Genomic DNA, 25,276 nt, shown 5'->3' with positions numbered 1-25,276 from the left:
CATGAGCACGCCTCCCATCCTTGCCGGCATTCGCGAGCGGATGCAGAATCTGTCGGATCGCCAGCGGGTGATCGCGACCAACATCGCCAACAGCGAGACGCCGGGCTACAAAGCCCGCGAGGTCGAGCAGCCGAGCTTTGCCGGCCTGGTCGGCGGCAGCGGCATGATCCAGAAGCCCAAGGTCGAGCTGACCGGGCGGATGAAGAGCCTGGGGGCCGTTCAGCCGGTGAATGCCGGCATCATCTTCGACAAGGACATCAGCGAGACCAAGCCCGACGGCAACAACGTCACGCTGGAAGACCAGTTGCTCAAGATGGGCGAGGTCCAGGCGGACTTCACCGCGATGACCAACCTGTATCGCAAGCAGATGCAGATGATGAAGTCCGCGATCGGCCGCAGCTGACGCCGACTGCTCCCTGGTTGACCCGATCCGGGACCAATCAGGGAAACTGCGTAGTTCCCGATCGAGCGAGGCGTGCCAGATAGGGCCCAGAGCCCCGAGGGTCGCACTTTACGGGACTTCGGCCGGGCGGCCGATCCCTCTTGCCGCCCGGTCTTCAGGGGGCTGCGGCAGTGCCGCACGCACAAACCGACATCGACATATCCGCGCTTGGCGAGACCCCGGCTGGCGCCGAAATCTGCCGTGGACGCCCGGATGCGTCCCCTCGTGTATGACGAGGGGCTTGCTTCGGCTCACGTGAAAACGAAATGACCCCGCACCTCGGGTGAGGGCGGGGCCATTTGCTTCGTGCGGGCGAGGGCGTTTACAGCCGCGCGTTGATCGAGATCGGGGCCGGAGCGTCCATGCCGCCCATCCCGCCGCATGCGCCATAAGTGATGTTGCGCGTGCCGGTCAGGCGCTTCGCCTCCTTGGCGATCGCGGCCATCATCTCGGACGACAACTCGATCTGACGAGACAGGACCTTCTTGTTGACCTCCGACGCGTCGAGCAGGAGGCGGGTGACGTCGGCGAGCTGCGTACGCGCTTCCTCGTCCAGGGCTGCCATCCAATTCTGATTGCCGCGCTTGAGCCGCGCGACCTCGGCTTCGATGCGACCGGTGAGGCGCAGCTTGGCATTGGCGATTTCGGACAATACCGGAAGATAGGGTGAGCGGGCCAGCTGCTCGCTCTCCTCCTCCATCAGCGAAGTGAGCGAAACCATGGCGTCGAGGAGGTGCTCGGTCATCATTTACCCTGAAGCTTGATGATTTGATCTAGGACAACGGGGGCAAGGCCGATCCCGCCGCGCTTTGCGATTTCGGTTCCCAGCTTTTCGGCCAGGATGCCGCGGAACATCTCTTCGCCCGCACCGCCGTTGAAGTCGCCGTCCTGTTGGACGCTGGACATCATCAGCTGCGTCATCTGGCCAAGGAACACGGCCTCGAAATCCTTCGCGGTCTGCTGGTTCTTGGCGTCCACCTTGGGCATCGGCTTGGCCGGCGCGGCGGGCAGGGAGACAGGAGAGATGTCGTTCATCACTGTACCTCGATTTCCGCCTGGAGCGCGCCGGACGTCTTGATCGCCTGAAGGATGGTGATCAGGTCTCGCGGGGAAACGCCGAGCGTGTTGAGCCCGCTGACCAGCGACTGCAGCGAGGCGCCGTTGACCATGGCAAGGCTGGCGCCGCTGCCGTCGTCGACCTGCACCTGGGTGCGCGGCACGACCGTGGTCTGACCGTCCGAGAAGGGCGCGGGCTGAGAGACCTGCGGCGTTTCGGTGACGGTGATGGTCAACCCGCCCTGCGCGATCGCCACTGGGCTGATCTTGACTTCGCTGTTCATGACTACGGTGCCGGAGGCTTCGTTGATCACGACGCGCGCAGGCTGGTCGACCTTGATCGGCAAGTCGCCGACCTGGGTGACCAAATCGATGACATTGCCGCCAAAGCCGCCGCCTGGCGCGACTTCCACCGTGCCGGGATCGAGCACCTTGGCGGTGCCGCCGAACCGATTGTTGATCGCGCCCGCGATGCGGCTGGCCGTGGCGAAGTCCGGGTTCTTGAGCGCGAGCTTCAGGCTGGTAGCCGAGGCGAGGGCATAGGGCACTTCGCGCTCGATGATGCCGCCGCCGGCGATGCGGGCCGAGGTGGTGACGCCGCGGCTGACGCTGGCGGCGGCACCCTGGCCCTTGAAGCCCGACACGGCGACATTGCCCTGGGCGACGGCGTAGATTTCACCGTCGAGTGCGCGCAGCGACGAGGCGATCAGCGTGCCGCCCTGGAGGCTGGACGCGTCGCCGAGTGCGGCGACCTGGACATCGATCCGCGAGCCCGAGCGCGCGAAGGGAGGCATGGTGGCGGTGATCGAGACGGCGGCGACATTCTGCGTCTTCATGTCCGTGCCGCGGACGTTCACGCCCATGCGCTCGAGCATCGCCTGCATTGATTCCTCGGTGAAGGGCGTGTTGCGCAGGCGGTCGCCGGTGCCGGCAAGGCCGACCACCAGGCCGTAGCCGACCAGTTGGTTCTCCCGGACGTTCTCGACGTCGACAATGTCCTTGATCCGCGTCTGCGCGGCCGCGTGCGGCACAAAGCCGGCGGTCGCCATCAGGAGCAGGAACGGTGCGGCCAGACGCTTCATGAATCCCCTCGGAAAGTGGAAAAACTTCCGTAACCTTCTTATAGGACAAGGATGGGCCGGTGCGGCTCAAAGGACCTGTATTTCGTGCGGATCGAGAATATCCCTCAACTGATGGCGCACAGCCTGCTGGCTGCGTTGCCCAAGGCTGCGGAAAGCTTCTCGGTGACGCGCGAAGAGAAGGCGCCCGCCGCAGCGCCGCTCCCGCTTCAGCAGCAGACCAACGTCACCAACCCGGTGCCCAACGTCGCCATGCTGGTGACGCTTGCCGCTGCCGATCCGATGATGGATCGTCGCCGGAGACTTGCCGCCCAGGCCGAGCGCGGGGTCGAGATGCTCGACCATCTCCACAAGGAAGTGCTGGTGGGTGTGCCCAGCGTCGAGCGCCTGCGGGAGATCGCGCAGTGGTCGCAGACGCTCGATACGCCCGACGAGCCGGTGCTGGCGCAGATTCTTGCGGATATCGACCTGCGCGTGCGGGTGGAGCTGGCGAAGTACGACGTCGAGGCTTGAGGGCACGGATTCCGGGCTCGGTTCCGGTGCTACGAAAGCTGAATGGTTGAGTGGTTCCCCAGCGAAGGCCGGGGCCAGTCTTGACGCCGTGCAGATGCATCCTGTCTTTGCAAAGGACATGGCAACTGGGCCCTGGCCTCCGCCGGGTAGTGGTATAGGCCTGCGCGGCGGATCAGCTCTTCTTTGAAATCCGCAGCACGTAGCTGATGACTTCAGCCACCGCGGCATAATGTTCGACCGGGATCGGCTGATCGATCTCGGCGCTGGCGTACAGCGCACGGGCGAGAGGGCGATTTTCCACCAGCGGAATATGATGCCCACCGGCGATCTCACGAATCTTGAGTGCAAGCGCGTCGACGCCCTTTGCCACCACCACCGGCGCAGCCATGGCGCCGTGATCATATTGAAGCGCGATCGCATAATGGGTCGGGTTGGTGATCACTACGCTTGCCTTTGGCACGTTCGCCATCATGCGGCTGCGCGAACGCTTCATCTGGAGCTGGCGGATCTTGCCCTTGATCTTCGGGTCACCTTCGGACTGCTTATACTCGTCCTTGATTTCCTGAAGGCTCATTTTCATGCGCTTCATGAAGGCGCGGCGCTGCCAGACGAAGTCGAACAGCGCGAGCGCACCGACCAGCATTGCGATCGGGCGTAGCATCGCGTCAACGATGTCGTTGATCGCCGCACCAACCGAGTTCAGGTCGGCGCCGACCAGCCGATCGATGCCAGCGGCATGGGGCCAGGCGATGGTCGCGGCGATGCCGACGACAAGGCACAGCTTGACCAACGTCTTGCCGAATTCCATCAGCGACTGCTTGCCGAACATGCGGGCGAAACCACTGGCCGGATTGAGCTTGGACCATTTCGGCTTGACCCGGCTCCACGCGATCATCGGTCTTCCCTGAAGGACGCCGCCTAAAAGGCCCAGGCCGAACAATGCCGCCATGACGGGCAGCATCGCCGAGGCCACCGTGCCCAAAAGGCCTGTGGCGACGCTCTGCGCGCCGGCGGGATCCATGCGGAAGTCCTCCGCGCTGCCCCATAGCCGGACGAACACGCCGCCCATCAGTTGCAGGGTGTAGGCGCCCAGGCCCCCCATGACGACCAGCATCGCCACGAACATCGCGGCGTGGCGCATCTCGGGCGCCATCGGTACGTCGCCCTTTTTGCGGGCGTCCTCCAGCTTCTTGTCTGTAGGATCGTGTGTCTTGTCCTCATCGTCGCCACCGCCGGCCATCACCAGCTCCCTTGCATGGCGTCACCCATCGACTGGGCGAAGACGGTGAGGATCGTGCCGATCGTCGCGGCGAGCAGGCTGATGCCGAGCAGCAGGTTGAGCGGCTGGGCGATGAAGAAGACCTGGATCGCCGGGGCCACGCGCGCCGCCAGGCCCAGCGCCACGTTGAAGACGATGCCGTATACGAGGAAGGGTGCGGCGAGGCTGATCGCCAGCGTCATCGAGCGGCCGACCGCCGCCACAGCCAGCTCGGCGAAGTCATGCATCGGAGGCAGGCCGCCGACGGGAAAGCTTTGATAGCTGTGGACGATCGCGCCGATCCAGAGATGATGGACCTGAAGCGCCATGCACACGAGCACCGCGGCCATGGTCGCCATCTTGGACAGGATCGGCACCTGGCCGCTCTGCGAAGGATCGAAGATCACTGCCGAGGAAAAGCCGATCTGAAGGCTGATGATCGAGCCGGCCATGGAGATCGCGTAGAACAGGATCTTGACGATCATGCCCATCGCGAGACCGGTCATGAGTTCGGTGACCAGCACCGCGGGAAGCACCGCGCCACCCTCCACCAGCGCACGCGCCGGTGCGCCGAGCATGCCGTAAAGCGCCGCCGACATCGCGAACGCGATCATCAGCCGAATACGGCCGGGAATCGCATCCTCGCCGTAAAGCGGCAGCAGCATCAGCACCGCGCCGACACGCGCGAACACGATGAAGAAGGCGGTGACCTGAAGCTCCAGGTCGGCGGGTATGATCATCCGGTGATGATCAGGTCGCTGAGCTTCAGCATGAAGCCGTTCAGCGCCTGCCCCATCGTAGGCAGCATGAGCAGGAAGACCAAACCCATCGCCATCAGCTTGGGCACGAAGGTGAGGGTGGTTTCCTGGATCTGAGTGAGTGCCTGGAACAGGCCGATGAAGACGCCGACGATCAGCGACGTCAGTAGCAGGGGCCCACACACGGTGAGCACCAGCATCAACGTCGCCTCGGTGAGTTCGATGACCTGCGACGACGACATCAGATCTGCATGCGCATGATGTCGGTGTAAGCGCCGACCACGCGGTCGCGCACTGCCACCATGGTATCGAGCGCGGTCTCGGCAGCGCCGATCGCAGTGACCACGTCGATCAGGTCGCCCTTGCCGGCAACCTGCATGGCCGAAGCGTGTTCGGCGGTGCGCATCTGTTGCGCGGTGCCCGTGACCAGACTTTCGACCATGGAGCCGAAGCCCCCGCCATTGTCGCTGCCGCCGATCTTAGGGGCGGAGGAGGAGCCAAGGGCAGAGCCCAGGCCTTGGACGCGGCCATAGGCCGACGCCGCATCAAGTGCGCCGATGGACATGTAGAATATTCCTTTGGAAAGGAGGTGTTACTTGAGAAGGTCGATGGTGCGCATCGTCAGGCTCTTTGCGGCCTCGATGGCATTGAGATTGGCTTCGTAGCTACGCTGGGCCGCCTTCATGTCGGCGGTTTCTACCAGCGAGTTGACGTTGGGCTTGAGCACATAGCCCTCGCCGTCCGCCGCTGGGTGGCCGGGCTGGTACACGCGAGTGAAATCGGACTTGTCGTTTTCGATCGACTTGATCTTGACGCCGGTGGCGCCCGTCGCACGATCCACCTCGGCTGAGAAGCTGGCGACGCGGCGGCGATAGGGATCACCCCCGGCGGTGTTCGCGACGGAGTCCTGGTTGGCCAGGTTCTCCGCAATGACACGCATGCGCAGCGACTGCGCACGCAGGCCGGATGCGGAAACGCCGAGCGAAGCCTTCAAGTCCATTCGTATAAGCTCCAGGGCCATGAGCGGCCATTCCCTCCCATTGTAGGCAAGAATTGCCGGGGGTGGGCGGATGGGCGGAAAAAAGGTCCTCCGGGGTTGTACGGGGACGGGGTGCTTTCTGAAGAAGAGGGTGAGAGTGCGCCTTTGGAGCGATGATTTTGTAGGGGGAACACCTCCCTTTTCCCAGACCCTCTCCCGGTGCGGAGTGGGGATGCGCCGCGGCACCACCGCGCTCCCGTGAAACTCCCTAGGCAATTTTTGCCGCCCCGCCGCGCAGGCCCCGGAAAATCCTTCCTATAAAGTCCGGGAAAGGTGAGCGCATGTCCGTACTCGATGGAATTATGGTGGACCTGTCGATCGTGCTCGGCTCCGCCGAAGTGCCGATCCGGCAGATCCTGCAGATGAGCCGCGGGGCAATGATTGCCCTGGATTGCGGCCAGGACGATCCCAGCCTTGTCTATGTCAACGGCGAACTGGTCGCCACAGGCCGCATCCTGGTCGATGGCGACCAGATGTCGCTGGAAATTTCCGACCTCGTGAAGAAGCAGCGCCACTGATGGATATCTTGTCGATGCTGCGTACCCTGGGTGCGCTGGGCCTCGTCCTGGGCATGCTTGCGGGCGCGCTGTGGATGGTGAAGCGGTACGACATCAAACTGCCGGGCCGCGTGTCGGCCACCAGCCGCAAGCGCGTCGAACTGGTGGAGCGGCTGTCGCTGGACCAGAAGCGGTCAGTGGCGCTGATCCGCCGGGACGGACATGAGCATCTGGTGCTGATCGGCCCCGAGGGCAGCGCTACGCTGGAAACCGGCATCATCGCGCCGCCCGCGCAGCCCGCGCCCGAGCCGGTCAAGCTGGCTATGCCGGAACTGCCAGCCTTTGCAGCCAACTTCGCAAAGCTGATCAAGCTGCCCAAGCCTGTCGAGGACGACGTGGCGGAGGTGCAGGACGCGGTGATCGCCGTCGAGCCCCTGGCAACCGAGCAGGACAACGTCGTGGTGGAAGCGCCCGCCGCAGAGCTGGCCGAGGTCGTCGACCTGTCCGAGCGCCGCAAGGCCAAAGCGGAAGCCGCCAATCCCGCAGCGAAGCGCACCCGCCGCCCGCGCGACACTGCCCGGTGGAACCGCCGCGCGGTTCGCGAGGCACTGAATGCGTAAGTTGCTTGGGGCGGCCGCGCTGCTCGTGATGCTGCCGGTGGCAGCGCACGCGCAGGCGCAGGGCGCCACCATCAATCTAGGCGCAGCGGCAGGCGCGGACGGCGCAATGTCAGCCAAGGCTATCCAGCTGGTGCTGATGCTGACCGTGCTCAGCCTGGCGCCGGGCCTGCTGATGACGGTCACCAGCTTCACTCGCATGGTGGTGGCACTGTCCTTGCTCCGCGCCGGCATCGGTGCGCAGGGCGTGCCGCCAAACCCGGTTATCATCAGCCTGGCGCTGTTCCTGTCATTTTTCGTGATGGCGCCGACCTTTGAGAAGTCTTGGAGCCAGGGTGTCGAGCCTTATACCAAGAATCAGATCACCGAGACCCAGGCGTTCGAGCGGACCGCCGAGCCGTTCCGCCAGTTCATGCTGGGCCAGGTGCGCGATACCGATCTCAAGCTGTTCGCCGAAATGGCGGGCAAGCCGATCGAGACGCGCGCGGCCACTCCGCTGACGACGTTGGCGCCGGCGTTCATGATTTCCGAACTGCGGCGCGCGTTCGAGATCGGCTTTCTGCTGCTGCTGCCGTTCCTGGTGATCGACCTGGCGGTTTCGGCGGTGCTGATGGCGATGGGCATGATGATGTTGCCGCCGCCGACGATATCGTTGCCGATGAAGATCATCTTCTTCGTGCTGGTCGATGGATGGGCGCTGGTTGCGGGGTCGCTGGTCAAGAGCTTCGCGACGTAGCGACGTTCGAAGCGACCGAGAAAACAAAGAAACCCCGTCGCGATGCGGCGGGGTTTCTTTGTTTATGCATTCTTCCCCGCAAGCGGAAGGTGGCGCCGAAGCCATCAGAGATGGCGGTAAGCTATTCATCAGTGGCGGAGTCCTCCGCCTCGGTCAGGCTGCGCCTGCTACCTCCCCCCTTACGGGGAGGATTTTACAAGGCGTCGACATGCTCGAGCCAGGCGTCGAGCTCGTGATAGGGGATCACCTCTAAAAACAGCAGGCCCGCGGCCTTGTCGTCGCTCCAGCGCGTGGTGCACCGGCGGCTGGGGAGGCCGGGGATCGACAGGATCACCTCGGTATCGCGCTTGGGCGGACGGCTCATGGAGACGCACGCACCGCTTTGCGACACGTTTTCGAGCATGACATCGATATAGCGGCCATTGCTGCTGATGCTGGCCGGACACTGTACATCGAAGCGGGGTGCGCGCGGCTGCTGCACGGCGCGCAGCCGCGTCGGCGCCGCGCTCTGCTTGGCCTCGGCCAAGATGCGGTCGACCTGGATAGGGGTCAAGAACTGCACGCCGGCGCGGCCGGTGCCGCTCCAGGCAACCGTGCCCTGAAGCTTCTCCCCGCTGCGCAGCTCCACCGCGAGCCAGGAGCCGAAGCCCAATGGGCGGTGCGTCTCGATCAGCATGCCGGTGGCCGAGATGTTGCGAATGCGGCAAAGCTGATCCGGACCATTGGCCGAGAGCAACTTGCCGATCAGCAGCGTCGTGACGATGCGCTCGGCCCGCTCAACGGTTGCTGGGCAGTCACCGGCAGCTTCCATGTTCTGAGGGGCGGCGATGTCGGATCTCACGACCAGGTACTCCTAACTACTACTAAAACCGAGTGTCACGCAGGCGTCGCCGCCGTGATCGCCACCTTGTTGATGACACCGGCGCCGAACGCTTCGGGCGCCGAGGCCATCACGACCTTGCGGAACGCTTCCACGTCGGGAAGCTGGCCGTCGGGACCAGCCGCCATCGGCGTCTTGAACGTGCGCATGTTGATCGCATGCAGCAGCAAGGGCAAGCGCGCCGTAACGGAATCGGCCTTGTCGGCCGGCACCTCAAGCTGGATCTGGAACTGGACATAGCCCGACAGGCGCCCATCGGCGAAGACGAGCGGCGCCATGATCTTGCCGCCGTCAACGAAGCTGAGCGGGGTGGCGTCGCCCGCGGCCTCCGCGCCATGCGCGCCGGGCTTGGCCGGGCCCAGGATGCTGACCGTCGCATAGGCCGCGCCGCCACCAGCACCTAGGCCCGCGAGCATCGTGGCGAGGAGGAACAAAACCTTCTTCATCGTCATGCCTTTAGAACTGGAAGCTGCTGTCGGAGGGAAGGGCGGACGCTTCGGCCTTGACCAGCACGGTGATGCGGCGGTTCTCAGGCCGGTCCGGCTGGTCGGGGTAGACCGGCTTGGTAGCGCCCATCGCGACCACTTCGGCGAAGCGGTCCGGCGTGATGCCGAGCGCCACGAGCGCCGAGCGGGCGGCAAGCGCGCGTTCGCCCGACAAGCGCCAGTTCATGTCGCTCTGACCGCCAGCGCCGTCGGTATGCCCTTCGATCGCGAGCTGCGCGCCCGACGTTGCGAGGCGCTCCGCCACCTTTGCGAGCAGGCCGCGCGCGAACGGGTTCATCTCGGCCGTATTGGAGCGGAACATCGACTGCTTGTCGGTGTCCATCAGGGTGATGCGCAGACCGTCCTTGGTGGATTCGATCTGGGTGTTCTTGCCCTGCTCCTGGCTGACGGCGTCGAGCGCCACCTGAAGCTCCGACGCCATGACGCGCATCGATGCGGGCACGTTGGCGGTGCCGCCGCGCGCCGAGCCGGCGGTTGCCGCCGCGCTGGTGGGCGTGCCCGTCGCCTTGCTCCGGTCCGTCGACGCGTTGCGCGCCTGGCCGCCCATGCCCGCCGACGAGCCTAACACCGGGGTGGCGGGCGTGCCGTCGCCCACGCTGGGCGAGAAATATTGGGCAAGGCCCTTCAGCCGTTCCTTGTCCGGGTTCGAAATCAACCAGAGCAGCATGAAAAACGCCATCATCGCGGTCACGAAGTCGGCATAGGCGACCTTCCAGGCGCCGCCATGATGGCCGCCAGCGACCTTCTTGACCCTCTTGATGATGATCGGGCGTTCATTCTTCATCGGTGAATCCACGCCATTGGCTGCTGAGTGCGTCGCGCAGGCGGGCCTGGACCTCCGCAAGACGCACGCCGCTGATCGCGCTCAGAGTATCCTGGCCCTCGATAACCCGCTCGAGCAGGCTCGCGCATTCATCGGTGTGCTGGATCAGGTAATCGAACGACTGGAGCTGCTCGATATGCGCATGGGCGAACTGTTCGTCCGCGACGAGCACTTCGGCCAGCTTTTCGAGCATGTCACGCATTTCCCGCAGTTCGCCGGCAATCACGCTGTGCAGCGCGTCCGCATAGGGATCGTAACCGACAAGCGGCTCGGCCTGGACGGTATCGGCTGGGACGGGCAGGCACGACATCAGAAAAGCTCCAACTCGCCGACGGACGACGGCAGGGATACGGGAATGGGCGGAAGCTCAGGCACGCGGTCGGCAACCCGGCTGCAGCGGCTGCGCCCGTCATACGCCAGGAATTCCACCTTGCGCGCCGAGGTTCCGCCAAGGTCGCTATGCGCGACCTCGATGCCTTCATCCGCCATGAAACGGCGGGCGAAAGCGGCATTGGAAGAGCCGATCGAGCCCAGCCCGGAGACGATGTTGCCACCGCCATAGAGATGAGCGCGCAACCGGCTCCGCATCGCGCCACGCGCCATCATGCCGTTGATGAGCAACTCCATAGCATGCAGCCCGTAACGCGACATCTCGTTCATGCCGACGCGGTGATCCGCCCCAGGCTCGCCCAGCAGGAAGTGGTTCATCCCACCCAGCTTGGCGACGGGGTCATAGAGGCAGGCGGCAACGCAGCTGCCGAGAAGCGTGGAGATCAGGACCTCCGGCTCAGCGACGATCGCATTCTCACCCTGAACGATCGACACGCGGCGCATCAGGTCAGCTCGCCAAAGACGCGCTCGATCTTTTCCTTCAGGGCGGCAGGGGCGAACGGCTTCACGACGTAGTTGTTGACGCCGAGAGCCGCGGCCTTCTGGACGATCTCCTTGTCGGCCGAACCCGTCAGCATGATGAACACGGTCTTGCCGATCACCGGATCCTTGCGCACAGCTTCCAGGAACTGGAGGCCGTCCATGTCGGGCATGTTGAAGTCCGAGATGACCAGGTGCACCCGGTCGCTCTTGATCGATTCCAGCGCCTCGATGGCGCCGGGCTTGTCACGGACATCCTTGAAGCCCAGGTCCTGCAAGGCGCGACGGATCATCGCACGCATACTGGTCTGGTCGTCCACGACCATTACCTTGATTGCTGCAGCAGCAGGCATCAGACGCTCCCAACCTTACTCGTTTCGCGGCATGCCTTGAGGATCGCCTCGGGCATGCCAGACAGACCAACTTCCTTTTCCACCGCGCCGGCTTCCTTGGCCGCACGGGGCATGCCCCACACGACACAGGTGTCGCGGCTCTGACTCAGCGTGCGCGCGCCTGCGCGCCGCATGGCCAGCAATCCTTCGGCTCCGTCCGAGCCCATGCCGGTCAGGATCACTCCGACCCCGGCTGCACCCAGCGGCACTATCGAGCGGAACAGTACATCCACCGAAGGACGGTGTCCCGTTACCGGCGAGCCGGGCCGCAACATGATGCGGCCCGCGACCCCGCCAGCCAGCTCCATGTGGGTTTCCCCTCCAGGAGCAATATAGACGGTTCCTGGCTGTACCTGCATGCCGTGCGCAGCTTCCGTTACATGAACGCGACAATCGCCGTTCAGACGGTCGGCAAAGCTCTTGGTGAAGCTTGCCGGCATGTGCTGGACGATCAGCACCGGCGGGCAATCCGCAGGCAAAGCGGGCAGTACCGAGAACAGCGCTTCGACACCGCCGGTGGACGAGCCGATCGCGATCAGCTTGCCCGCGCCGCCGCCGGCGAGTGCCGGCTGATCGGCAATGCGCTGCGGGCCCGATCGCACGGCGGAACGGCCGGCACTCTTGACCTTTTCGCACAGCAGCACGGCGTCGCGCTCGATATCGTCGGGCGTCCCACTGGGCTTGGTGACATAGTCGACCGCACCCAGGCGCAGCGCCTCGATCGTGACTTCGGCACCTCGGGCAGTGAGCGTGGAGCACATCACCACCGGCATGGGGCGCAGGCGCATGATGCGTTCCAGGAACGACAGCCCGTCCATTCCCGGCATCTCGACGTCGAGCGTCAGCACGTCGGGGTGGAGCGTCTTGATCATGTCGCGCGCGGCGAAGGGATCGTTGGCGGCACCGACAACCTCGATCTCCGGGTCGGCGGACAGCATTCGCTTCAGCGTCGCGCGCATCGAGGCACTGTCGTCAACGATCAGCGTACGGACGGGTCTCATCCTCGGCCCTCCGGCTTGGCATAGATGGTGTGGCCGCACGACTGCATCTTCGCCGCCGCCGCGCCGATCAGGCGTTCGGAGTGACCGATATACAAGTGACCGCCAGGGGCCAGCTGATCCACGAAGCGTGCCTCGAGTTCTTCCTTTGCCGGATCGGCGAAGTAGATCATCACGTTGCGGCAGAAGATCACGTCATACTGCGCCTTGAGCGGCCAGGTCGGCTGGAACAGGTTGAGCACCTTTGCCGTGACCATCTGCCGTGCCTCGTCGGCCATCATGAAGCCGCCCTGGGCGGGGCGCATCCACGCGCTGCGATACGGTTCGGGCACGCCCGACGCGACGTTGTCGGCATAGAAGCCGCGCTGGACCGATTCCACCACATGCGGCGCGATGTCGGTGGCGAGCAGGCGCACATCGGCACTGCGCAGCCACGACGCCGAACTGCGGTCCTTGCCGAGCAGGCACATGGCGATGGTGTAGACTTCCTCGCCCGACGAGCATCCTGCCGACCAGATGCGGATCGGACCCTGCTTGCGCTTGAGCACGGGCAAAACCGTTTCGCGGAAATGGTCGAAGTGATGGGGCTCGCGAAAGAAGTGCGTGTGGTTGGTGGTGAGCGCCACCACCATTGCGTGCCGTTCCTCGGGGTTGGACTGCACCATTGCGACATATTCGGAGAACCGGGCCAGACCATGCTCGCGCAGGCGACGCGCCAGGCGCGACTGCACCAACGTGGTCTTGGCCGGGATCAGCTCGATGCGTGCATCGCTGTGCATGATCGCTGCGATCGCGGCGAAGTCACGCGGAGTCAGCTCTGCATTATGGGCCGCTGCGCTGCCGGAGGAGCCGGCGAGCGCCAGACCGGCGCTGCCGGCTGCGTTCATGCTGCGAGATCCAGATGCTTGGTGAGGCTCAGCGCATCGAGGTCGAGCAGCAGCACCATGGTGCCGTTCTCGTCCCGGGTGCCGTCCTTGGCACGGGTGGTGATGCGGACCAGGCCGTCGATCACACTGGATTCGATCGTCTCGACTTCCGGAGCCGGCTGGATCTCGGACCGGTTGATGGCGACGATGTCATTGACTTCATCGACCAGAAAGCCGGCCTGCTTGCCCAGGATATTCACGACCAGGATGCACGAGCGGGCATGGATCGCGCTGGGCTCCCAGCCCAGGCGCTCGGCCAGGCCCACGACCGGGATCACGTTGCCGCGCAGGTTTGTCACACCCTTGATGAAACCAGGTACGTTGGGAAGCGGAGTGGGGTTTTCCCACTCACGAATCTCGATCAGCGCGGTCATGTCGATGCCGAAGGTCTGGTGACCCAGGATGAAAGTGACGATCTTGCAATCGGTGTTGGTGGTTTCGGTGTTCATGCTGCCAGTCCTTTTGGCGTGAAGCGAGTAGCGGAGGCGGCGACGAGCGCCTCGATGTCGAGAATGAGCGCGATCGAGCCATCGCCCAGGATGGTCGCGCCACCCAGACCGCGGATCGGATGCAGGTTCTGGTCAAGGCTCTTGATCACCACTTCACGGCGATCATCGATGGTATCGACGACGAGGCCGACCTTGCCATGGCCCTCGCTCTCGACGATCACCACCAGCGATTCCTCGATCGCGCGATCGTCGTTGAGGCCGAAGATGTCGACGGCACGCTTTACCGGCACATATTCGCCGCGCATGTCGATCACTTCGGTGTCGGGCGAGGTGCGCTTGACCTGGCCCGGCTCGGGCTGAACGGTTTCGAGCACATGGGTGAGCGGCAGCACGAACCGCTGGCTGGCGAGGCGGACGATCATGCCGTCCAGGATCGCAAGGGTCAGCGGCAGAACCATCGTGAAGGTGGTGCCTTCGCCAGGAACCGAGGTGATCTCGATACGGCCGCCGAGCGCTTCGACGTTGGAGCGCACCACATCCATGCCGACGCCGCGGCCGGAAATGTTCGAGATGGTTTCCGCGGTCGAGAAGCCGGGCGCGCAGATCAGCTGATCGATCTCTTCGTTGGTCAGCTGCGCGTCGGCGCTGATGATGCCCTTTTCGATCGCCTTGGCGCGGACGCGTTCGCGATTGATGCCGCGGCCGTTGTCGCGGACGCGCACAAAGATGCGGGCACCCTTCTGCTCGGCGGACAGCCAGATCGTGCCGGCCGGCTCCTTGCCTGCAGCGATACGCTCTTGGGCGCTTTCCAGCCCGTGATCCGCGGCGTTGCGGATCATGTGGGTGAGGGGATCGCCGATCTTCTCGATCACGCCCTTATCGACTTCGGTGGTTTCACCGCTCGTTTCCAGGTTGATCGTCTTGCCGGTTTCGACCGAGAGGTCGCGCAGCATGCGCGGCACGCGGCTGAAGGCCTGCTTGATCGGCTGGGCGCGCAGCGACATGACGTTGTCCTGGATCTGACGCGTCAGGCGGGCGAGTTCGGGCAGTTCCACGCGCTGGCGATCGGCCGGCGAGAGCCGGTCGGCCAGGATCGAGTTGCGGATCACCAGCTCGCCGACGAGGTTCAAGAGCAGATCAAGCTTGGCAAGATCGACGCGGATCGTCTGCGCGGCTTCCACGGCCTTGGGCGTGGCAGCGGCTTCGGTGGCCGGGGCAGGCGGGGGTGCCGCCGCCAGCGCGGCGCCGGCATTGGCGATCGCCTGAACGACTTGGTCGATGTTCGCGTCGAAATTTTCGATCAAAGCGGAGACGGGAACGAAGCCCATCTCGTCCGCCTCGGCAGCGGGAGCCGAAATGGGCGCGAAATCAAAAGGGTCGGCGGCGGACTCCGTGCGTGCGCGCTCAATCTCGATCACCGAATCCGGGGCGACGAAATCGAAACAGTCGCGGATGTCGTTCTCGGGAACGTCGGCGGGCATGCTGAGCGTCCAAGTGAAATATGCGTTCTCGGGGTCAAGATCGCGCAGCGGCGGGACGGTCGTGACGTCGACCGCCTCGATGGTCGCGCCGAGCGTCTCGAGTTCGCGGATGATCAGCAGCGGCTCGCCGGCATTGGCGAGTGCGGCCTGGGAAGGCTTGAAGCGGATAACCCACGCGCCGTCGCTTGAAGCGCTAGACGGCGCCTCGAAGTCGTCGAGCGAGACGAGCACGGGGGTGAATCCGAAATCGTCCTCGGCCGCTGCCGGGGCAGGAGCGGGCGCAGCGGCTGGCGCCGCAACCGGGGCGGCTGCGGGAGCACCGTCGCCGGCACCGCGTTCCACCAGCACCTTTTCGAGTGCGGCAAGCGCGGCGGCGTCGTTGGGACGTCCGGCCAGACCTTTGGCGGCTTCGACGTGGTCGGACAGCAGGTCGAACGAGGCGAGCATCACCTTCACGACGCCGGGCGTCGGGGCTATCTTGCCGCCGCGGACTTCGTCCAGCACGTTCTCGAACTTGTGCGCGAAGGCTGTCAGGTCGGCATGGCCGAACGCACCGGCGCCGCCCTTGATCGAGTGCACCGCGCGGAACACGCCGGCGATGGTCTCGGCCGACACGTCGCCGCCCTGCATGGCCGACAGGCCCTGCTCCGCGGTAACCAGGCCTTCAGTGCATTCTTCGAAGAAGATCGCCTGGATTTCGTCGAGTTCGTCGCTCATGGGCACACGCGACGGATGGCCGCCCCCAGCTTGGTGGCTTCGAACGGCTTGGTGATCCAGCCGGTGGCGCCGGCCGAGCGGGCGCGCTGCTTCTTCTCGTCCGAGAATTCGGTCGAGAGGACGAGGATTGGGGTGCCGCGGAACTGGCCCTCGGCGCGTACCGCCTCGATCAGCTCAAAGCCGTCCATCTTGGGCATGTTGATGTCGGTGATCAGCAGGTCGGGCTTGACCTCGTGCATGCGCTCCAGGCCGTGCTGGCCGTCGTTCGCCGCTTCGATGCGGTAGCCCTGCGCGGTCAACGACGTCTTGAGCAGCATGCGCATGCTCGCGGAGTCATCGACGGTAAGGATCAACTTGCTCACAGGGCGTCTCCGGTTTCGAGGCCGACTGCGTGCGCCAGGTGGCAGCTTGTCACGCGTTCGACAAAGGCTTGGCTGGGGTTTACGATGCGGAAGTCCTGGCCGGCGGCCGAGGCTTCGTTGCGGGCTGCGACGAGGAGCTGGAGCACGGCCTGACCGACGCTCTCCACGTCCGAGGCATCAACCTCGATCGCGTCGTTGCGGTCGGCGGCGAGGACGAGGCCCACGCGCAGATCTTCGGCGGTAACGGTGGTGCCGTGCGCCGGCAGGCGCACCGCCCCGTCATGTGCTGCGTCATGCAGTGGCAGGGTTGAGTCCATTTTTCGCCTCGTCGAGTGCAGTTTCTAGTTGCTGGAAGGTCGGTGCGTAGGCCGACGGCGTCATGCGGCGGGCGATCTCGATCGCGACCTGAACCGGCTGGTTCTGGGCGTAAGCGACAATCGCGGTCTTCACGATGAAGAAGGGCTTGGAGTCCTGTTCGATCGTTTCGAGCAGCTTCGCCGCGAGCGGACCCACAAGGCAGTAGCTGAGAAGGATGCCCAGAAAGGTACCGACAAGCGCGCCGCCGATCATGGCACCGAGGATCTCGGTTGGCTGATCGATCGAGCCCATCGTCTTGATGACGCCGAGCACCGCGGCCACGATTCCCACTGCGGGCAGGCCGTCGGCCATGATCTGCAGCGCGTGCTGCGGACCGGCCTCTTCATGATGATGCTTTTCGATGTCGGCGTCCATCGCCGCTTCGAGTTGGTGCGGATCCTCGAAATTGACCGTCATCATGCGCAGGTAATCGCAGGTGAATTCGATCAGGTGATGATCCTTGAGCAGCCGCGGATAGGGCGTAAAGAGGCTGCTTTCCTCAGGCTTGTCGAGATGCGGCTCGAGCGCGGTGGCGCCGCCCTTCTTGAAGGTCGACAGGATGCCGAACATCATGGTGAGCAGGTCCTTATAGTCCTGCGCCTTCCACTTGCTGCCCTTGAAGGACCGCATGATGCCGCCGCCAGCCTTCTTCACCGTCGCCATCGAGTTCGAGACGACGAACGCGCCGATGGAGGCGCCGCCGATCGCCATGAGCTCGTGCGGCAGGGCGTGGACGATGATGTCCATCTTGCCGCCAGCCATCATGAAGCTGCCAAAGACGCAGACGAGGATGATAATGAAACCGACGCCGTTCAGCATGGCGATACCTGTTCTAAGTGCATGGTGCTTGGTCAATTATAGGACGGGTCCCACCTGCTGGCGGGTTCCCGGCCATTAAAGTTACGCGGCGAGGCGATCCTGCGCGTCGATCACCGCCAGATAGTTCTGGAGGCGGTTGAGCTCGAGCGAGGCGAGCAGGCTGTTGTTGTGATAAGGCTCCACCACGCGGGTCACCTCCGCGGCCCAAGGGGCGGACGCATCGAACACAATGCCCAGGCCGAACACCGCGGGGATGTTGGCGAACGACAGCGGACGCGCCTGCGTATCGGCTTGCGCGAGGAAATCCTCGACCGCGGTCAGGACCCCGTTGCGTGGGCCGCCTTCATGGGTGGCCCAGGCGAACTGGCCCATGCCACGGAACCCGCGCCCGTCCGCGCAGCCGGGGTCGCCGATGGTGACGCCACCATCGAAGCTGTACGGATGACGATGGTCGGCAGGAATACGTTCGGGCGCGTAGTAGCTGTCGCGGCGGGCGCAGGGCCAGCTGATGTCGTGCAGGATGAGCAGAAGCGGCTTGCCGTCGCGGCGCGACAGTTCATCGGCTATGCGAAGCTCGTTGGAGACCGTGTAATAATTATGGTCGCCGTCGATCACCCAGGCATCGACATCGCGGCAGTCGGCCATCACCTCAAGGCTGGTTCCGGCGATGTGGCGCACGGCCGGAGCGGAGGCGACCCAATCGAGAAACTCGGGCTTCGGCGCGGGATCGATGCTGGTCAGGCTGCCGCCGAGCACTTGGGCATAGGCGGCTAGCTGTTGCGACATGCCGCCGAATTCGGCGCCGATTTCCGTGATCGCGCGCGCTTCGGCGGCGTGCAGCGTGCCTAGGATGATGTCGGAAAACTCGGACATGGAATGGATCAACAGGCTCATGCGGAAACTCCCGAAGCGTGGGCTAGGGTATGGGCGGCCGCGGCGGGCGGTGCCTGACGCGGGGCGATGGGGCGGAAGGTGACGGCCAGGAGCATCTGCCGGTCGTCGCGGCGGGGCGGCGGCGGAACCATCATGAAGGCGCTCGCATCGGCGCAGCGGAACAAGTGCGGCGCGGTCTGCTCCATGCCATCCAGCGAGGGCAGGCCATCGACTTCTTCCGACCCGGGGCCCCGCTTGTCGCCGAAGTGTGATGCCGGCACGAATACCGCGCTCTCGACCTGTACCCAATCGAACAGCTTGCCGAACTGAAGTCCAATGGACAGGCGGCAATCACCGACCGGGATGGCCGCGAGGTAATAGCCGTCATGCGTTGGAGTAGCGTTCACGGTGCTGGTGGAGACGTCACGTCCGTCGGCGACGATCACCGGCAGCGAGAGGGTGCGGTCGACGAAGTCAGCATGCTTCAATCCCAGGCCGAAGCGCTTGTGCGTCAACAGGCTGAGCTTGAGCGCCAAGCCTTCGCCGTGGAGTTCGGCGGGCAGGTACATGCGGTCGGCACCCTTCATGTAGAACAGGCCGCGACGGCGCAGGCCACGGTGCGCGATCGCATGATCGAACAGCGCCACGGTATCGTCGACGCCCAGGTTCACGTCATGCTCGAACTCGCGCAGTACCGCCAGCTCCTGCGCCATCGGCAGATACATGAGTCGACCGAGTACGGCCGCAGCGGCGCGGCGCCACATCTGAGCCTCGTGCGGCGCGGCGCGGCGGATCGTCATGCTCGCTTGGGACCGACTGAAGCGGACACAGCCGGCCTGGATACGCTCGCGCAGCGCGCTTTGGCGCGCCTTGATGCTGTTGCCCTTGCGGATCGGCGTGCCATCGGGTTGGTAATCGACCACCGAGCCCTGCGCGACGGTGCACAGCTGTTCGAGCACGGCAACGTTGGTGCATAGCGCCTCCAGCGTACTACCGTCATACTGATCGTGGCCGATGAAGCCCTTTTTGTCCAAGCCCGCACGGAACTGTTCGCGCAGCAGCAAGTAGCGGCCCGCGACATGCACCCCCAGCCGCTCTCGCAGAAGCGGTTCGATGTCGTTCTGAACTGATCCGTTGTAGCCGAGGTCAACCAGCATCAGCGTGTCGCCGGGCGCGGGATCGACGGTGCGGCGGACATGCGCAATCAGCCGGTCAGCGAACGCCGCAGAAGCGTTCGTGATACGGCGCAGGCGTGCGGGCGTGCGGACGGCGCGAGCAAGCGCGGCATACGCACCCTTGCCGCTCGGCGACTTCCCGAGGACCGTGTCGATTTCGGCAGGTGCCAGCAGCAACTGCTTGGCGACGACGCGGGGCTCGCTTTCTTCCTCGATCTGGATGTAGCGCTCGACTGCTTCGCCATCGACGAAGGAAGCAGCGGTGGCCGTGAAGCGGCTGATCTCGACCGCGTGGCCGGCGTCGCCGCCGCTCGCTTGATGCACCAGCTGCGGCAGATACCCATCGCGCATCAGGAATACGTGGTGGATCTTGCCCCCGTTCCTGGCGGCAAGTTCTGCGGCCTCTGCGGCCAGCCAGCGGTCATAGCCGTGAAGCACGGGTCCGAGTGTGGCGAAGCCGAACGCTTCGGCCGGGTCCTGGATGGTGGGCTCGACCGCCGACAAGGTTGCGCGGTGCGGCTGGTGCGTGGCGGCGAGACCGGTCTGCACCGGGTGCAGCATGGCGTTGACCGCAGATTCCAGGCGCAGGCGCTGTTCTGTGTCTTGGTCAAATTGCTTGAGATGGAGCGTATGAACGCCGAAGGGTGAAACGCCCGTAACGTCGGCACGAAAGTTGTCGCCGATGTGCAGGATTGTTTGCGGGCGAACGTTCAGCGCCTTCAACACCTCGCCATACAGACCCATGCTCTTCGGCTTGCCATAGGCCGACGAGCAGAAGATCCGGTCGATCAGGCTGGCGACTTCTTCGCCCGCCGCCGTGGCGATCAGATCGCGCAGCCGGTCCGCGTCGAGATAGGTGTCCGAGACGATGATGACTTGCATGCCGCGGTGCTTGGCCGCCTGCATCAACTTGACTGTCGGTCCAAAGGCGAAGCAATGCGCGGCTTCGGCGTCGAGCTCGTGGCGGATCGCCGCATTCCGGTCGTCCGCGCTGCCGTTGGGCAGCAGCTCGCGGTAGATTTCCGCGATGGTGACCTCTTCGCGGCCGTGGCGCAACTCGGCGCCAGCCCGAGCGCGCTGCTCGGCCCATTGGCGCTGTGTCACCGTGGTGTTGGGCAGCGTGCCGAACAGGTCCTTGGGCGCGTGGCAGTCGCGCCACAGCAGCGTGTCGAAGCAATCCAGCGATAGCAGCTTCAGCCCGTCGCGACCATCAAGCGCGGTGGGAAGATCGTGCGGAAGGATGATGTCGGGCAAATGCCGGTTCCCTGAAAGCGCGCCCGCATTGGTGAACGCATGAATCTTATAGGAAGGAACCCGACCGATCCTGTGATTTCGTTCTAGAATGAGCGGGTCATCAAAGGAGCCAGCATGACCATTACTGCCTATCAGGCGGCCCGCAGCCGGGCCGAAACGCCGCGTGCGGCGGAGCACCGGCTGCTCAGCCAGATTACCGGTGAAATGATGGACGCGGAATCCGCAGGTCTCAAGGGAGCCCAGCTGATCAACCCGCTCCACCGCAATCGTGAGATGTGGACGGCGTTCATGACGGATTGCGGCGCCGAGGGGAACAGCCTGCCCGTCGAACTGCGCGCGTCGATCATCTCGCTGGGCCTGTGGGTGCAGCGCTTCACCAGCGACGTGATGGCTGGCCGCGAACCGATCGGCGAACTGATCGCGTTGAACCGTACCGTCATGGACGGGCTGAAGGTCCAGCGTCTGGCCGCCTGATCCTGCAAGGCCGAACAGAAAGGGGGCGCAGCGGATATCGCTGGCGCCCCTTTTTTGCTTGCCGCACGTGAGAAGCGCGCATTCCTGTTCGTCTCAAGCGACTTGCTGATTGCCGTGGCGGATCAGCCTGACAGCAAAAGGGCGCCACGATCGCTCGTGACGCCCTCTTGCGTTTAGCGAGGGTGGCAGGTCAGAAGCTTGCCCAATCATCCTGCGTCACGCGCGCGGCGGGCAGGGGCTTCACCGGCGAGACATAGTTCTTCTTCGCACGAAGCGGCGCCGATTGTGGCGAGAAGGAGCGGGGCGGGGCGGCTGTGCCCGACCTCGAACTTGCCGGTCTGGTCGGCGAGCGTCACCACTTCGCTGGTGAGGTTGCGGGCAGCGGCCGAGGTCTGTTCGACCATGGCGGCATTCTGTTGGGTGGCCTGATCCATGGTACCGATCGCGACGCTGATTTCGCCGATGGCGCTCGATTGGGCGCGGTTGTCGGCCGCCATCTGACCGAGCAGGCTGTGGACCTCGGCGACGTCGCCCGAGATGTTGGCGAGCGCGCCGTCGACCTTTTGCACCATTTCCACCGCGGAAACGATGTCGGTCTGGGTGGCGGTGAGCTGATCGCGGGCGCGGGCGGCTTCTTCTTCCGAGCGCATCGCGAGGGCCGACACCAGATCGGCGACGACCGCGAAGCCACGACCCGCCTCGCCGGCGCGGCCTGCTTCGACCGCGGCGTTCATCGCGAGAACGCGGGTCTGGAAGGCGATCTTGTCGAGCCCCTCGATCACGCTGTCGATGCCCTTGGCGCCGTCGGCCACGCGCGCCATCGCCTGCACCGCTTCGTCGGCGATCGCACGGCCGCCATCGACGGTGGCGATGGCATCATCGGCGCGGTGCACGGTGCGGGTGGCGGCTTCCGCCGTGGCCTTCAATCGACCGTCCATCTGGGTAATAGCGGCGGAGGTCTGCTCCAGGCTGGCGGCATTGGCTTCGGTGCGGCGCGCCAGGTCTTCCGACGCCTGGGCGATCTCGCCCGAGCCGGTGCGGATCGCCATCGCGCTCTCGCTCACCGAGCCGATCAGCGTGCGCAGACTTGCCAGCGCTTCGTTGAAATTGTCCTTGAGCTCGGCATAGGCTGGCGGCACGTCGGCGGTGACGTCCGCGGTCAGATCGCCCTGCGTCAGACGCGAGAAGCTTTCTCCCAGAATGCGGACCACTTCGGCCTGCTCCTCGCCCGAACGACGTTGTGCCACTGCGGCGTCGCGAAAGCCGACCATGCCCCGGCTAAGCCGGCCGACACAATCCTTATAGTCGTTGAAGAGAATAGGGCTGTTGAGGTCGCCCGCGGCAAGCCCCTCCATGCGTACCACGGTGGTGACATAGGGATCGCACACCGCATTGCGGAACTGGTGAGCGAGATAGATGGCGGTCAGGATCAGTGCGACGCTGATCGCTTGCCCCACCCAGCCGAGAAAGCTCGACGCCTGAATCGCCACCATGAAGCCAATCATGGTCTGGAACACGATCAGCATCTTTTGGCGTATAGGGGCGTCGGTTCTAAACCAGTGCATTATAATCGTCCTTTGTTCGCCCTGCGCCGTGGCAACCCTTTGATTTGGATCAACCTATCTGGGCGGGACCCGATGCGGCATTATAGGGGAGAGCAACGGCCACCGTATTTTTACGTAGGGAAATGTTCTTCGGCAGCCCGGCACCCTCCTTAGATGGATTTTAGAACCCCAGAGATTGAGAAGCAGACAAACATCTGAAACATTTCATTGCTGACTGAGATCGCTTGCGCCGATCAACGGCGGATGCAGAAAAGGGCGCCGCGGGGATGCCGCGACGCCCTTCTTGGGTGAACGGAAAGAGCTTAGAAGGAGGCCCAGTCGTCCTCCGCCTGTGCCGAGATCGACACTGGCAGCGGCTTCACCGGCGAGGTGTAGCCAGCGCTCTTGGTGCGCGGCTGAGGCGCTGCCGGGCGGAACGACCTGGGTGCCGCGGCTGCTCCGACATCGAACTTGGCGGCCTGTTCGGCGAGCGTCGCCACTTCGCTGGTCAGGTTGCGGGCAGCGGCGGAGGTCTGCTCGACCATGGCAGCGTTCTGCTGTGTCGACTGATCCATGGTGCCGATCGCCACGCTGATCTGACTGATCGCCGTGGACTGCGCCTGATTGTCGGCTGCCATCTGGCCGAGTAGGCTGTGGACCTCGGCGACGTCGCCCGAGATGTTGGCGAGCGCGCCGTCGACCTTCTGCACCATTTCCACCGCGGAAACGATGTCAGTCTGGGTGGCGGTGAGCTGATCGCGGGCGCGAGCGGCTTCTTCCTCCGAGCGCATGGCGAGTGCCGACACCAGGTCCGCGACGACCGCGAAGCCGCGGCCCGCCTCACCCGCGCGGCCTGCTTCGACCGCGGCGTTCATGGCGAGAACGCGCGTCTGGAAGGCGATCTTGTCGAGCCCTTCGATCACGCTGTCGATGCCCTTGGCGCCGTCGGCGACGCGCGCCATCGCCTGCACCGCTTCGTCGGCGATCGTGCGGCCGCCTTCCACGGTGGAGATCGCGCCGTCGGCGCGCACCACGGTGCGGTTGGCGGCGTCGGCAGTGGCCTTGAGGCGGCCGTCCATCTGCGTCACCGCCGCAGAGGTCTCCTCAAGGCTGGCGGCGTTGGCTTCGGTGCGGCGCGCCAGGTCCTCGGAGGCCTGGGCAATCTCCCCTGAGCCGGTGCGGATCGCGATGGCGCTCTCGCTCACCGATCCGATCAGGCCGCGCAGGCTGGACAGCGCTTCATTGAAGTTGGTCTTCAGCTCGGCATAGTCCGCCGGGTAATCGGCCTTGATCTGAGCGGTGAGGTCACCTTGGCTGAGCGACGACAAGCCGTCGCGCAACGTCGACGTGACGATCCGCTGTGCTTCAGCCGCGACTCGGTCCGCCTCGGCCCGCTCCACCGCTGCGACGCGGAAAAGCTCAACTGCCTTGGCCACCTCGCCCAGTTCGTCGGCGCGATTGCGGTGAGGCACTTCGGCGGTCCCACCAGCGGCGAGCACAGACGTGGCCTTCGACACGTCGGTCAGGGGGGACGACACGGTCTTCACGATGAGCTTCCAGATGGCCGCGAGTGCCAGGAGCCCCATCGCGGACAAGATCAGAACCGCCCAGAATGCCTTGGACGCGAAGGCCTGACCGGCATCATTTGCAGCTGTGGAGCGCTTTTGCTGCAGGGCAATCAGCGCTTCGGCTTGCTTGAGCACGGTGCTGGACGCATCCTTGCCTTCAGATTTGGAGTAGGGAAGCGCCACAGCCATGCCCTGGCTGAGCGTCAGCTTGAAAACCTGTTCGTTGACGTCTTCGAGCTTGGCGATGTCCGCGTCGATCGCCTTCAGCTCCGGCAGGAACTCTCCGGCCAGCGGCTCGTAGTCCGCGACTGCCTTCTTGATCGCTTCCTTGTTGGCTGCGTAGCGGTCAACATACTTCTGGCGATCCCCATCGTTTGTGGGCGTCAGCTGCGAGATGACGATGATGCGATGTTCGCGCAGGTGCGACATCAACCTCCCAAGCGTTTCCGTACCTGCGACTCCGCGCTCTACGTGGCGCGTCGCAATGGCTCCAAGTTCCGACATGACGTAAATGCCGGCGCCGGCGACGCCCGCCATCAGAAGCCCGATGACGGTGAAGGCGACTACGAGTTTCTTTTCCAGCCGCCAGTTATTGATCATCTCAAGCATGGGTGAGGTCCGCTGTAGTGAATAGGTTCCGGGCAGCCGTGATGCGGCTATGAGCCCTTAACCAAGTCATTATAGCGTGGAACCTCAGAGTGGGTCGGAACGCCCTCGTAAATGTGACGATTTAGGGACTTATACCTAAGTCGGACGAGGCGCCTGCAGACCTGCATAACTGCGCTGGTGCACTGCAGTGCTTGCGCAGCGCAG

At 64.5% G+C, this 25,276-nt stretch carries 31 protein-coding genes; 6 read left to right on the top strand and 25 right to left on the bottom strand.

All coding sequences use genetic code 11. The annotated features are described in order from the left end of the window. Position 1 precedes the first annotated feature (1 nt). A complete protein-coding gene (locus FHT02_RS09780; RefSeq protein ID WP_184086920.1) occupies positions 2–403 on the top strand; it encodes a flagellar basal body protein in 402 nt (133 codons plus the stop codon). 361 nt (positions 404–764) lie between these two features. Here FHT02_RS09780 and FHT02_RS09775 read toward each other — a convergent pair whose 3' ends face one another. From FHT02_RS09775 to FHT02_RS09765, 3 genes are read right to left on the bottom strand one after another with little or no spacing between them, the layout of a single operon-like run. Beyond that, a complete protein-coding gene (locus tag FHT02_RS09775; RefSeq protein ID WP_184086918.1) occupies positions 765–1,187 on the bottom strand; it encodes a flagellar protein FlgN in 423 nt (140 codons plus the stop codon). Next, positions 1,187–1,477 carry a rod-binding protein gene (locus FHT02_RS09770; protein WP_184086916.1) on the bottom strand — a complete coding sequence of 97 codons (291 nt, stop codon included), beginning with the start codon at positions 1,475–1,477 and terminating at the stop codon, positions 1,187–1,189. The genes FHT02_RS09775 and FHT02_RS09770 overlap by 1 nt, the downstream gene beginning before the upstream one ends. Beyond that, on the bottom strand, positions 1,477–2,580 hold the full coding sequence (locus tag FHT02_RS09765; protein ID WP_184086914.1) for a flagellar basal body P-ring protein FlgI: 1,104 nt from the start codon (positions 2,578–2,580) through the stop codon (positions 1,477–1,479). Before FHT02_RS09765 ends, FHT02_RS09770 begins: the two co-directional genes overlap by 1 nt. A 51-nt stretch (positions 2,581–2,631) precedes the next feature. On the opposite strand from FHT02_RS09765, the gene FHT02_RS09760 reads away from it, so the two are divergent. After that, a complete protein-coding gene (locus tag FHT02_RS09760; protein WP_246352287.1) occupies positions 2,632–3,090 on the top strand; it encodes a flagellar assembly protein FliX in 459 nt (152 codons plus the stop codon). A 172-nt stretch (positions 3,091–3,262) separates the two neighbouring features. On the opposite strand, the gene flhB is transcribed toward FHT02_RS09760, so the two are convergent. Genes flhB through flgC form a run of 5 tightly spaced genes read right to left on the bottom strand, consistent with a single transcriptional unit; the run spans position 3,263 to position 6,106 of the window. Next, complete coding sequence (flhB, locus tag FHT02_RS09755; protein ID WP_184086912.1) at positions 3,263–4,330, bottom strand: flagellar biosynthesis protein FlhB; 1,068 nt, start codon at positions 4,328–4,330, stop codon at positions 3,263–3,265. Next, complete coding sequence (gene fliR, locus FHT02_RS09750; protein WP_184086910.1) at positions 4,330–5,088, bottom strand: flagellar biosynthetic protein FliR; 759 nt, start codon at positions 5,086–5,088, stop codon at positions 4,330–4,332. The genes flhB and fliR overlap by 1 nt, the downstream gene beginning before the upstream one ends. Then, positions 5,085–5,348: a flagellar biosynthetic protein FliQ gene (locus tag FHT02_RS09745; RefSeq protein WP_184086908.1), complete on the bottom strand. Its 264-nt coding sequence runs from the start codon at positions 5,346–5,348 to the stop codon at positions 5,085–5,087. The genes fliR and FHT02_RS09745 overlap by 4 nt, the downstream gene beginning before the upstream one ends. Beyond that, positions 5,348–5,671: a flagellar hook-basal body complex protein FliE gene (gene fliE, locus FHT02_RS09740; protein ID WP_184086906.1), complete on the bottom strand. Its 324-nt coding sequence runs from the start codon at positions 5,669–5,671 to the stop codon at positions 5,348–5,350. The genes FHT02_RS09745 and fliE overlap by 1 nt, the downstream gene beginning before the upstream one ends. Before the next feature lie 27 nt (positions 5,672–5,698). Then, the gene (gene flgC / locus FHT02_RS09735) at positions 5,699–6,106 is read right to left on the bottom strand and encodes a flagellar basal body rod protein FlgC (protein ID WP_184086904.1); all 408 of its coding nucleotides are present in this window, start codon (positions 6,104–6,106) and stop codon (positions 5,699–5,701) included. A 320-nt stretch (positions 6,107–6,426) separates the two neighbouring features. On the opposite strand from flgC, the gene FHT02_RS09730 reads away from it, so the two are divergent. The 3 genes from FHT02_RS09730 to fliP are packed head-to-tail and all read left to right on the top strand — an operon-like array spanning position 6,427 to position 7,995. Beyond that, the gene (locus FHT02_RS09730) at positions 6,427–6,663 is read left to right on the top strand and encodes a FliM/FliN family flagellar motor switch protein (RefSeq protein ID WP_184086902.1); all 237 of its coding nucleotides are present in this window, start codon (positions 6,427–6,429) and stop codon (positions 6,661–6,663) included. Beyond that, complete coding sequence (locus FHT02_RS09725; RefSeq protein ID WP_184086900.1) at positions 6,663–7,262, top strand: FliO/MopB family protein; 600 nt, start codon at positions 6,663–6,665, stop codon at positions 7,260–7,262. The genes FHT02_RS09730 and FHT02_RS09725 overlap by 1 nt, the downstream gene beginning before the upstream one ends. Beyond that, positions 7,255–7,995: a flagellar type III secretion system pore protein FliP gene (gene fliP / locus FHT02_RS09720; protein WP_184086898.1), complete on the top strand. Its 741-nt coding sequence runs from the start codon at positions 7,255–7,257 to the stop codon at positions 7,993–7,995. The genes FHT02_RS09725 and fliP overlap by 8 nt, the downstream gene beginning before the upstream one ends. Before the next feature lie 193 nt (positions 7,996–8,188). Here fliP and FHT02_RS09715 read toward each other — a convergent pair whose 3' ends face one another. The 15 genes from FHT02_RS09715 to FHT02_RS09645 all read right to left on the bottom strand — a co-directional run bounded on the left by FHT02_RS09715 (position 8,189) and on the right by FHT02_RS09645 (position 20,877). Further along, complete coding sequence (locus FHT02_RS09715) at positions 8,189–8,836, bottom strand: PilZ domain-containing protein (protein WP_184086896.1); 648 nt, start codon at positions 8,834–8,836, stop codon at positions 8,189–8,191. A 35-nt stretch (positions 8,837–8,871) separates the two neighbouring features. Beyond that, on the bottom strand, positions 8,872–9,321 hold the full coding sequence (locus tag FHT02_RS09710; protein ID WP_184086894.1) for a hypothetical protein: 450 nt from the start codon (positions 9,319–9,321) through the stop codon (positions 8,872–8,874). Positions 9,322–9,331: 10 nt separating this feature from the next. After that, complete coding sequence (locus FHT02_RS09705; RefSeq protein ID WP_184086892.1) at positions 9,332–10,165, bottom strand: flagellar motor protein MotB; 834 nt, start codon at positions 10,163–10,165, stop codon at positions 9,332–9,334. Then, entirely contained in the window at positions 10,155–10,514 is a 360-nt protein-coding gene (locus tag FHT02_RS09700; protein ID WP_184086890.1) for a hypothetical protein, read from the bottom strand. Before FHT02_RS09700 ends, FHT02_RS09705 begins: the two co-directional genes overlap by 11 nt. Next, the gene (locus FHT02_RS09695; protein WP_184086888.1) at positions 10,514–11,038 is read right to left on the bottom strand and encodes a chemotaxis protein CheD; all 525 of its coding nucleotides are present in this window, start codon (positions 11,036–11,038) and stop codon (positions 10,514–10,516) included. Before FHT02_RS09695 ends, FHT02_RS09700 begins: the two co-directional genes overlap by 1 nt. After that, a complete protein-coding gene (locus FHT02_RS09690; protein WP_184086886.1) occupies positions 11,038–11,427 on the bottom strand; it encodes a response regulator in 390 nt (129 codons plus the stop codon). Before FHT02_RS09690 ends, FHT02_RS09695 begins: the two co-directional genes overlap by 1 nt. After that, the gene (locus FHT02_RS09685; protein ID WP_184086885.1) at positions 11,427–12,467 is read right to left on the bottom strand and encodes a protein-glutamate methylesterase/protein-glutamine glutaminase; all 1,041 of its coding nucleotides are present in this window, start codon (positions 12,465–12,467) and stop codon (positions 11,427–11,429) included. Before FHT02_RS09685 ends, FHT02_RS09690 begins: the two co-directional genes overlap by 1 nt. After that, positions 12,464–13,351 carry a CheR family methyltransferase gene (locus FHT02_RS09680; RefSeq protein ID WP_184086883.1) on the bottom strand — a complete coding sequence of 296 codons (888 nt, stop codon included), beginning with the start codon at positions 13,349–13,351 and terminating at the stop codon, positions 12,464–12,466. Before FHT02_RS09680 ends, FHT02_RS09685 begins: the two co-directional genes overlap by 4 nt. Next, positions 13,348–13,839, bottom strand: a complete 492-nt coding sequence (locus FHT02_RS09675; protein ID WP_184086881.1) for a chemotaxis protein CheW — start codon at positions 13,837–13,839, stop codon at positions 13,348–13,350. Before FHT02_RS09675 ends, FHT02_RS09680 begins: the two co-directional genes overlap by 4 nt. Continuing rightward, positions 13,836–16,037, bottom strand: coding sequence for a chemotaxis protein CheA (locus FHT02_RS09670; protein ID WP_184086879.1), 2,202 nt, complete (start codon positions 16,035–16,037; stop codon positions 13,836–13,838). The genes FHT02_RS09675 and FHT02_RS09670 overlap by 4 nt, the downstream gene beginning before the upstream one ends. After that, a complete protein-coding gene (locus FHT02_RS09665) occupies positions 16,034–16,399 on the bottom strand; it encodes a response regulator (protein ID WP_184086877.1) in 366 nt (121 codons plus the stop codon). Before FHT02_RS09665 ends, FHT02_RS09670 begins: the two co-directional genes overlap by 4 nt. Further along, positions 16,396–16,716: an STAS domain-containing protein gene (locus tag FHT02_RS09660; protein WP_184086875.1), complete on the bottom strand. Its 321-nt coding sequence runs from the start codon at positions 16,714–16,716 to the stop codon at positions 16,396–16,398. Before FHT02_RS09660 ends, FHT02_RS09665 begins: the two co-directional genes overlap by 4 nt. After that, a complete protein-coding gene (gene motA / locus FHT02_RS09655) occupies positions 16,691–17,575 on the bottom strand; it encodes a flagellar motor stator protein MotA (RefSeq protein WP_184086873.1) in 885 nt (294 codons plus the stop codon). The genes FHT02_RS09660 and motA overlap by 26 nt, the downstream gene beginning before the upstream one ends. Before the next feature lie 81 nt (positions 17,576–17,656). After that, positions 17,657–18,469 carry a class I SAM-dependent methyltransferase gene (locus tag FHT02_RS09650; protein WP_184086871.1) on the bottom strand — a complete coding sequence of 271 codons (813 nt, stop codon included), beginning with the start codon at positions 18,467–18,469 and terminating at the stop codon, positions 17,657–17,659. Then, positions 18,466–20,877, bottom strand: coding sequence for an HAD family hydrolase (locus tag FHT02_RS09645; protein WP_184086869.1), 2,412 nt, complete (start codon positions 20,875–20,877; stop codon positions 18,466–18,468). Before FHT02_RS09645 ends, FHT02_RS09650 begins: the two co-directional genes overlap by 4 nt. A 114-nt stretch (positions 20,878–20,991) precedes the next feature. On the opposite strand from FHT02_RS09645, the gene flaF reads away from it, so the two are divergent. Continuing rightward, the gene (gene flaF / locus FHT02_RS09640; protein WP_184086867.1) at positions 20,992–21,351 is read left to right on the top strand and encodes a flagellar biosynthesis regulator FlaF; all 360 of its coding nucleotides are present in this window, start codon (positions 20,992–20,994) and stop codon (positions 21,349–21,351) included. 206 nt (positions 21,352–21,557) lie between these two features. On the opposite strand, the gene FHT02_RS09635 is transcribed toward flaF, so the two are convergent. Continuing rightward, complete coding sequence (locus FHT02_RS09635; protein WP_184086865.1) at positions 21,558–22,916, bottom strand: methyl-accepting chemotaxis protein; 1,359 nt, start codon at positions 22,914–22,916, stop codon at positions 21,558–21,560. A 302-nt stretch (positions 22,917–23,218) separates the two neighbouring features. After that, positions 23,219–25,072 carry a HAMP domain-containing methyl-accepting chemotaxis protein gene (locus FHT02_RS09630; RefSeq protein ID WP_184086863.1) on the bottom strand — a complete coding sequence of 618 codons (1,854 nt, stop codon included), beginning with the start codon at positions 25,070–25,072 and terminating at the stop codon, positions 23,219–23,221. Positions 25,073–25,276 lie beyond the last annotated feature (204 nt).

This window comes from Sphingomonas xinjiangensis (assembly GCF_014199255.1).
GTDB lineage: Bacteria > Pseudomonadota > Alphaproteobacteria > Sphingomonadales > Sphingomonadaceae > Sphingomonas > Sphingomonas xinjiangensis.
This window is presented reverse-complemented; position numbering and strand designations above follow the sequence as displayed.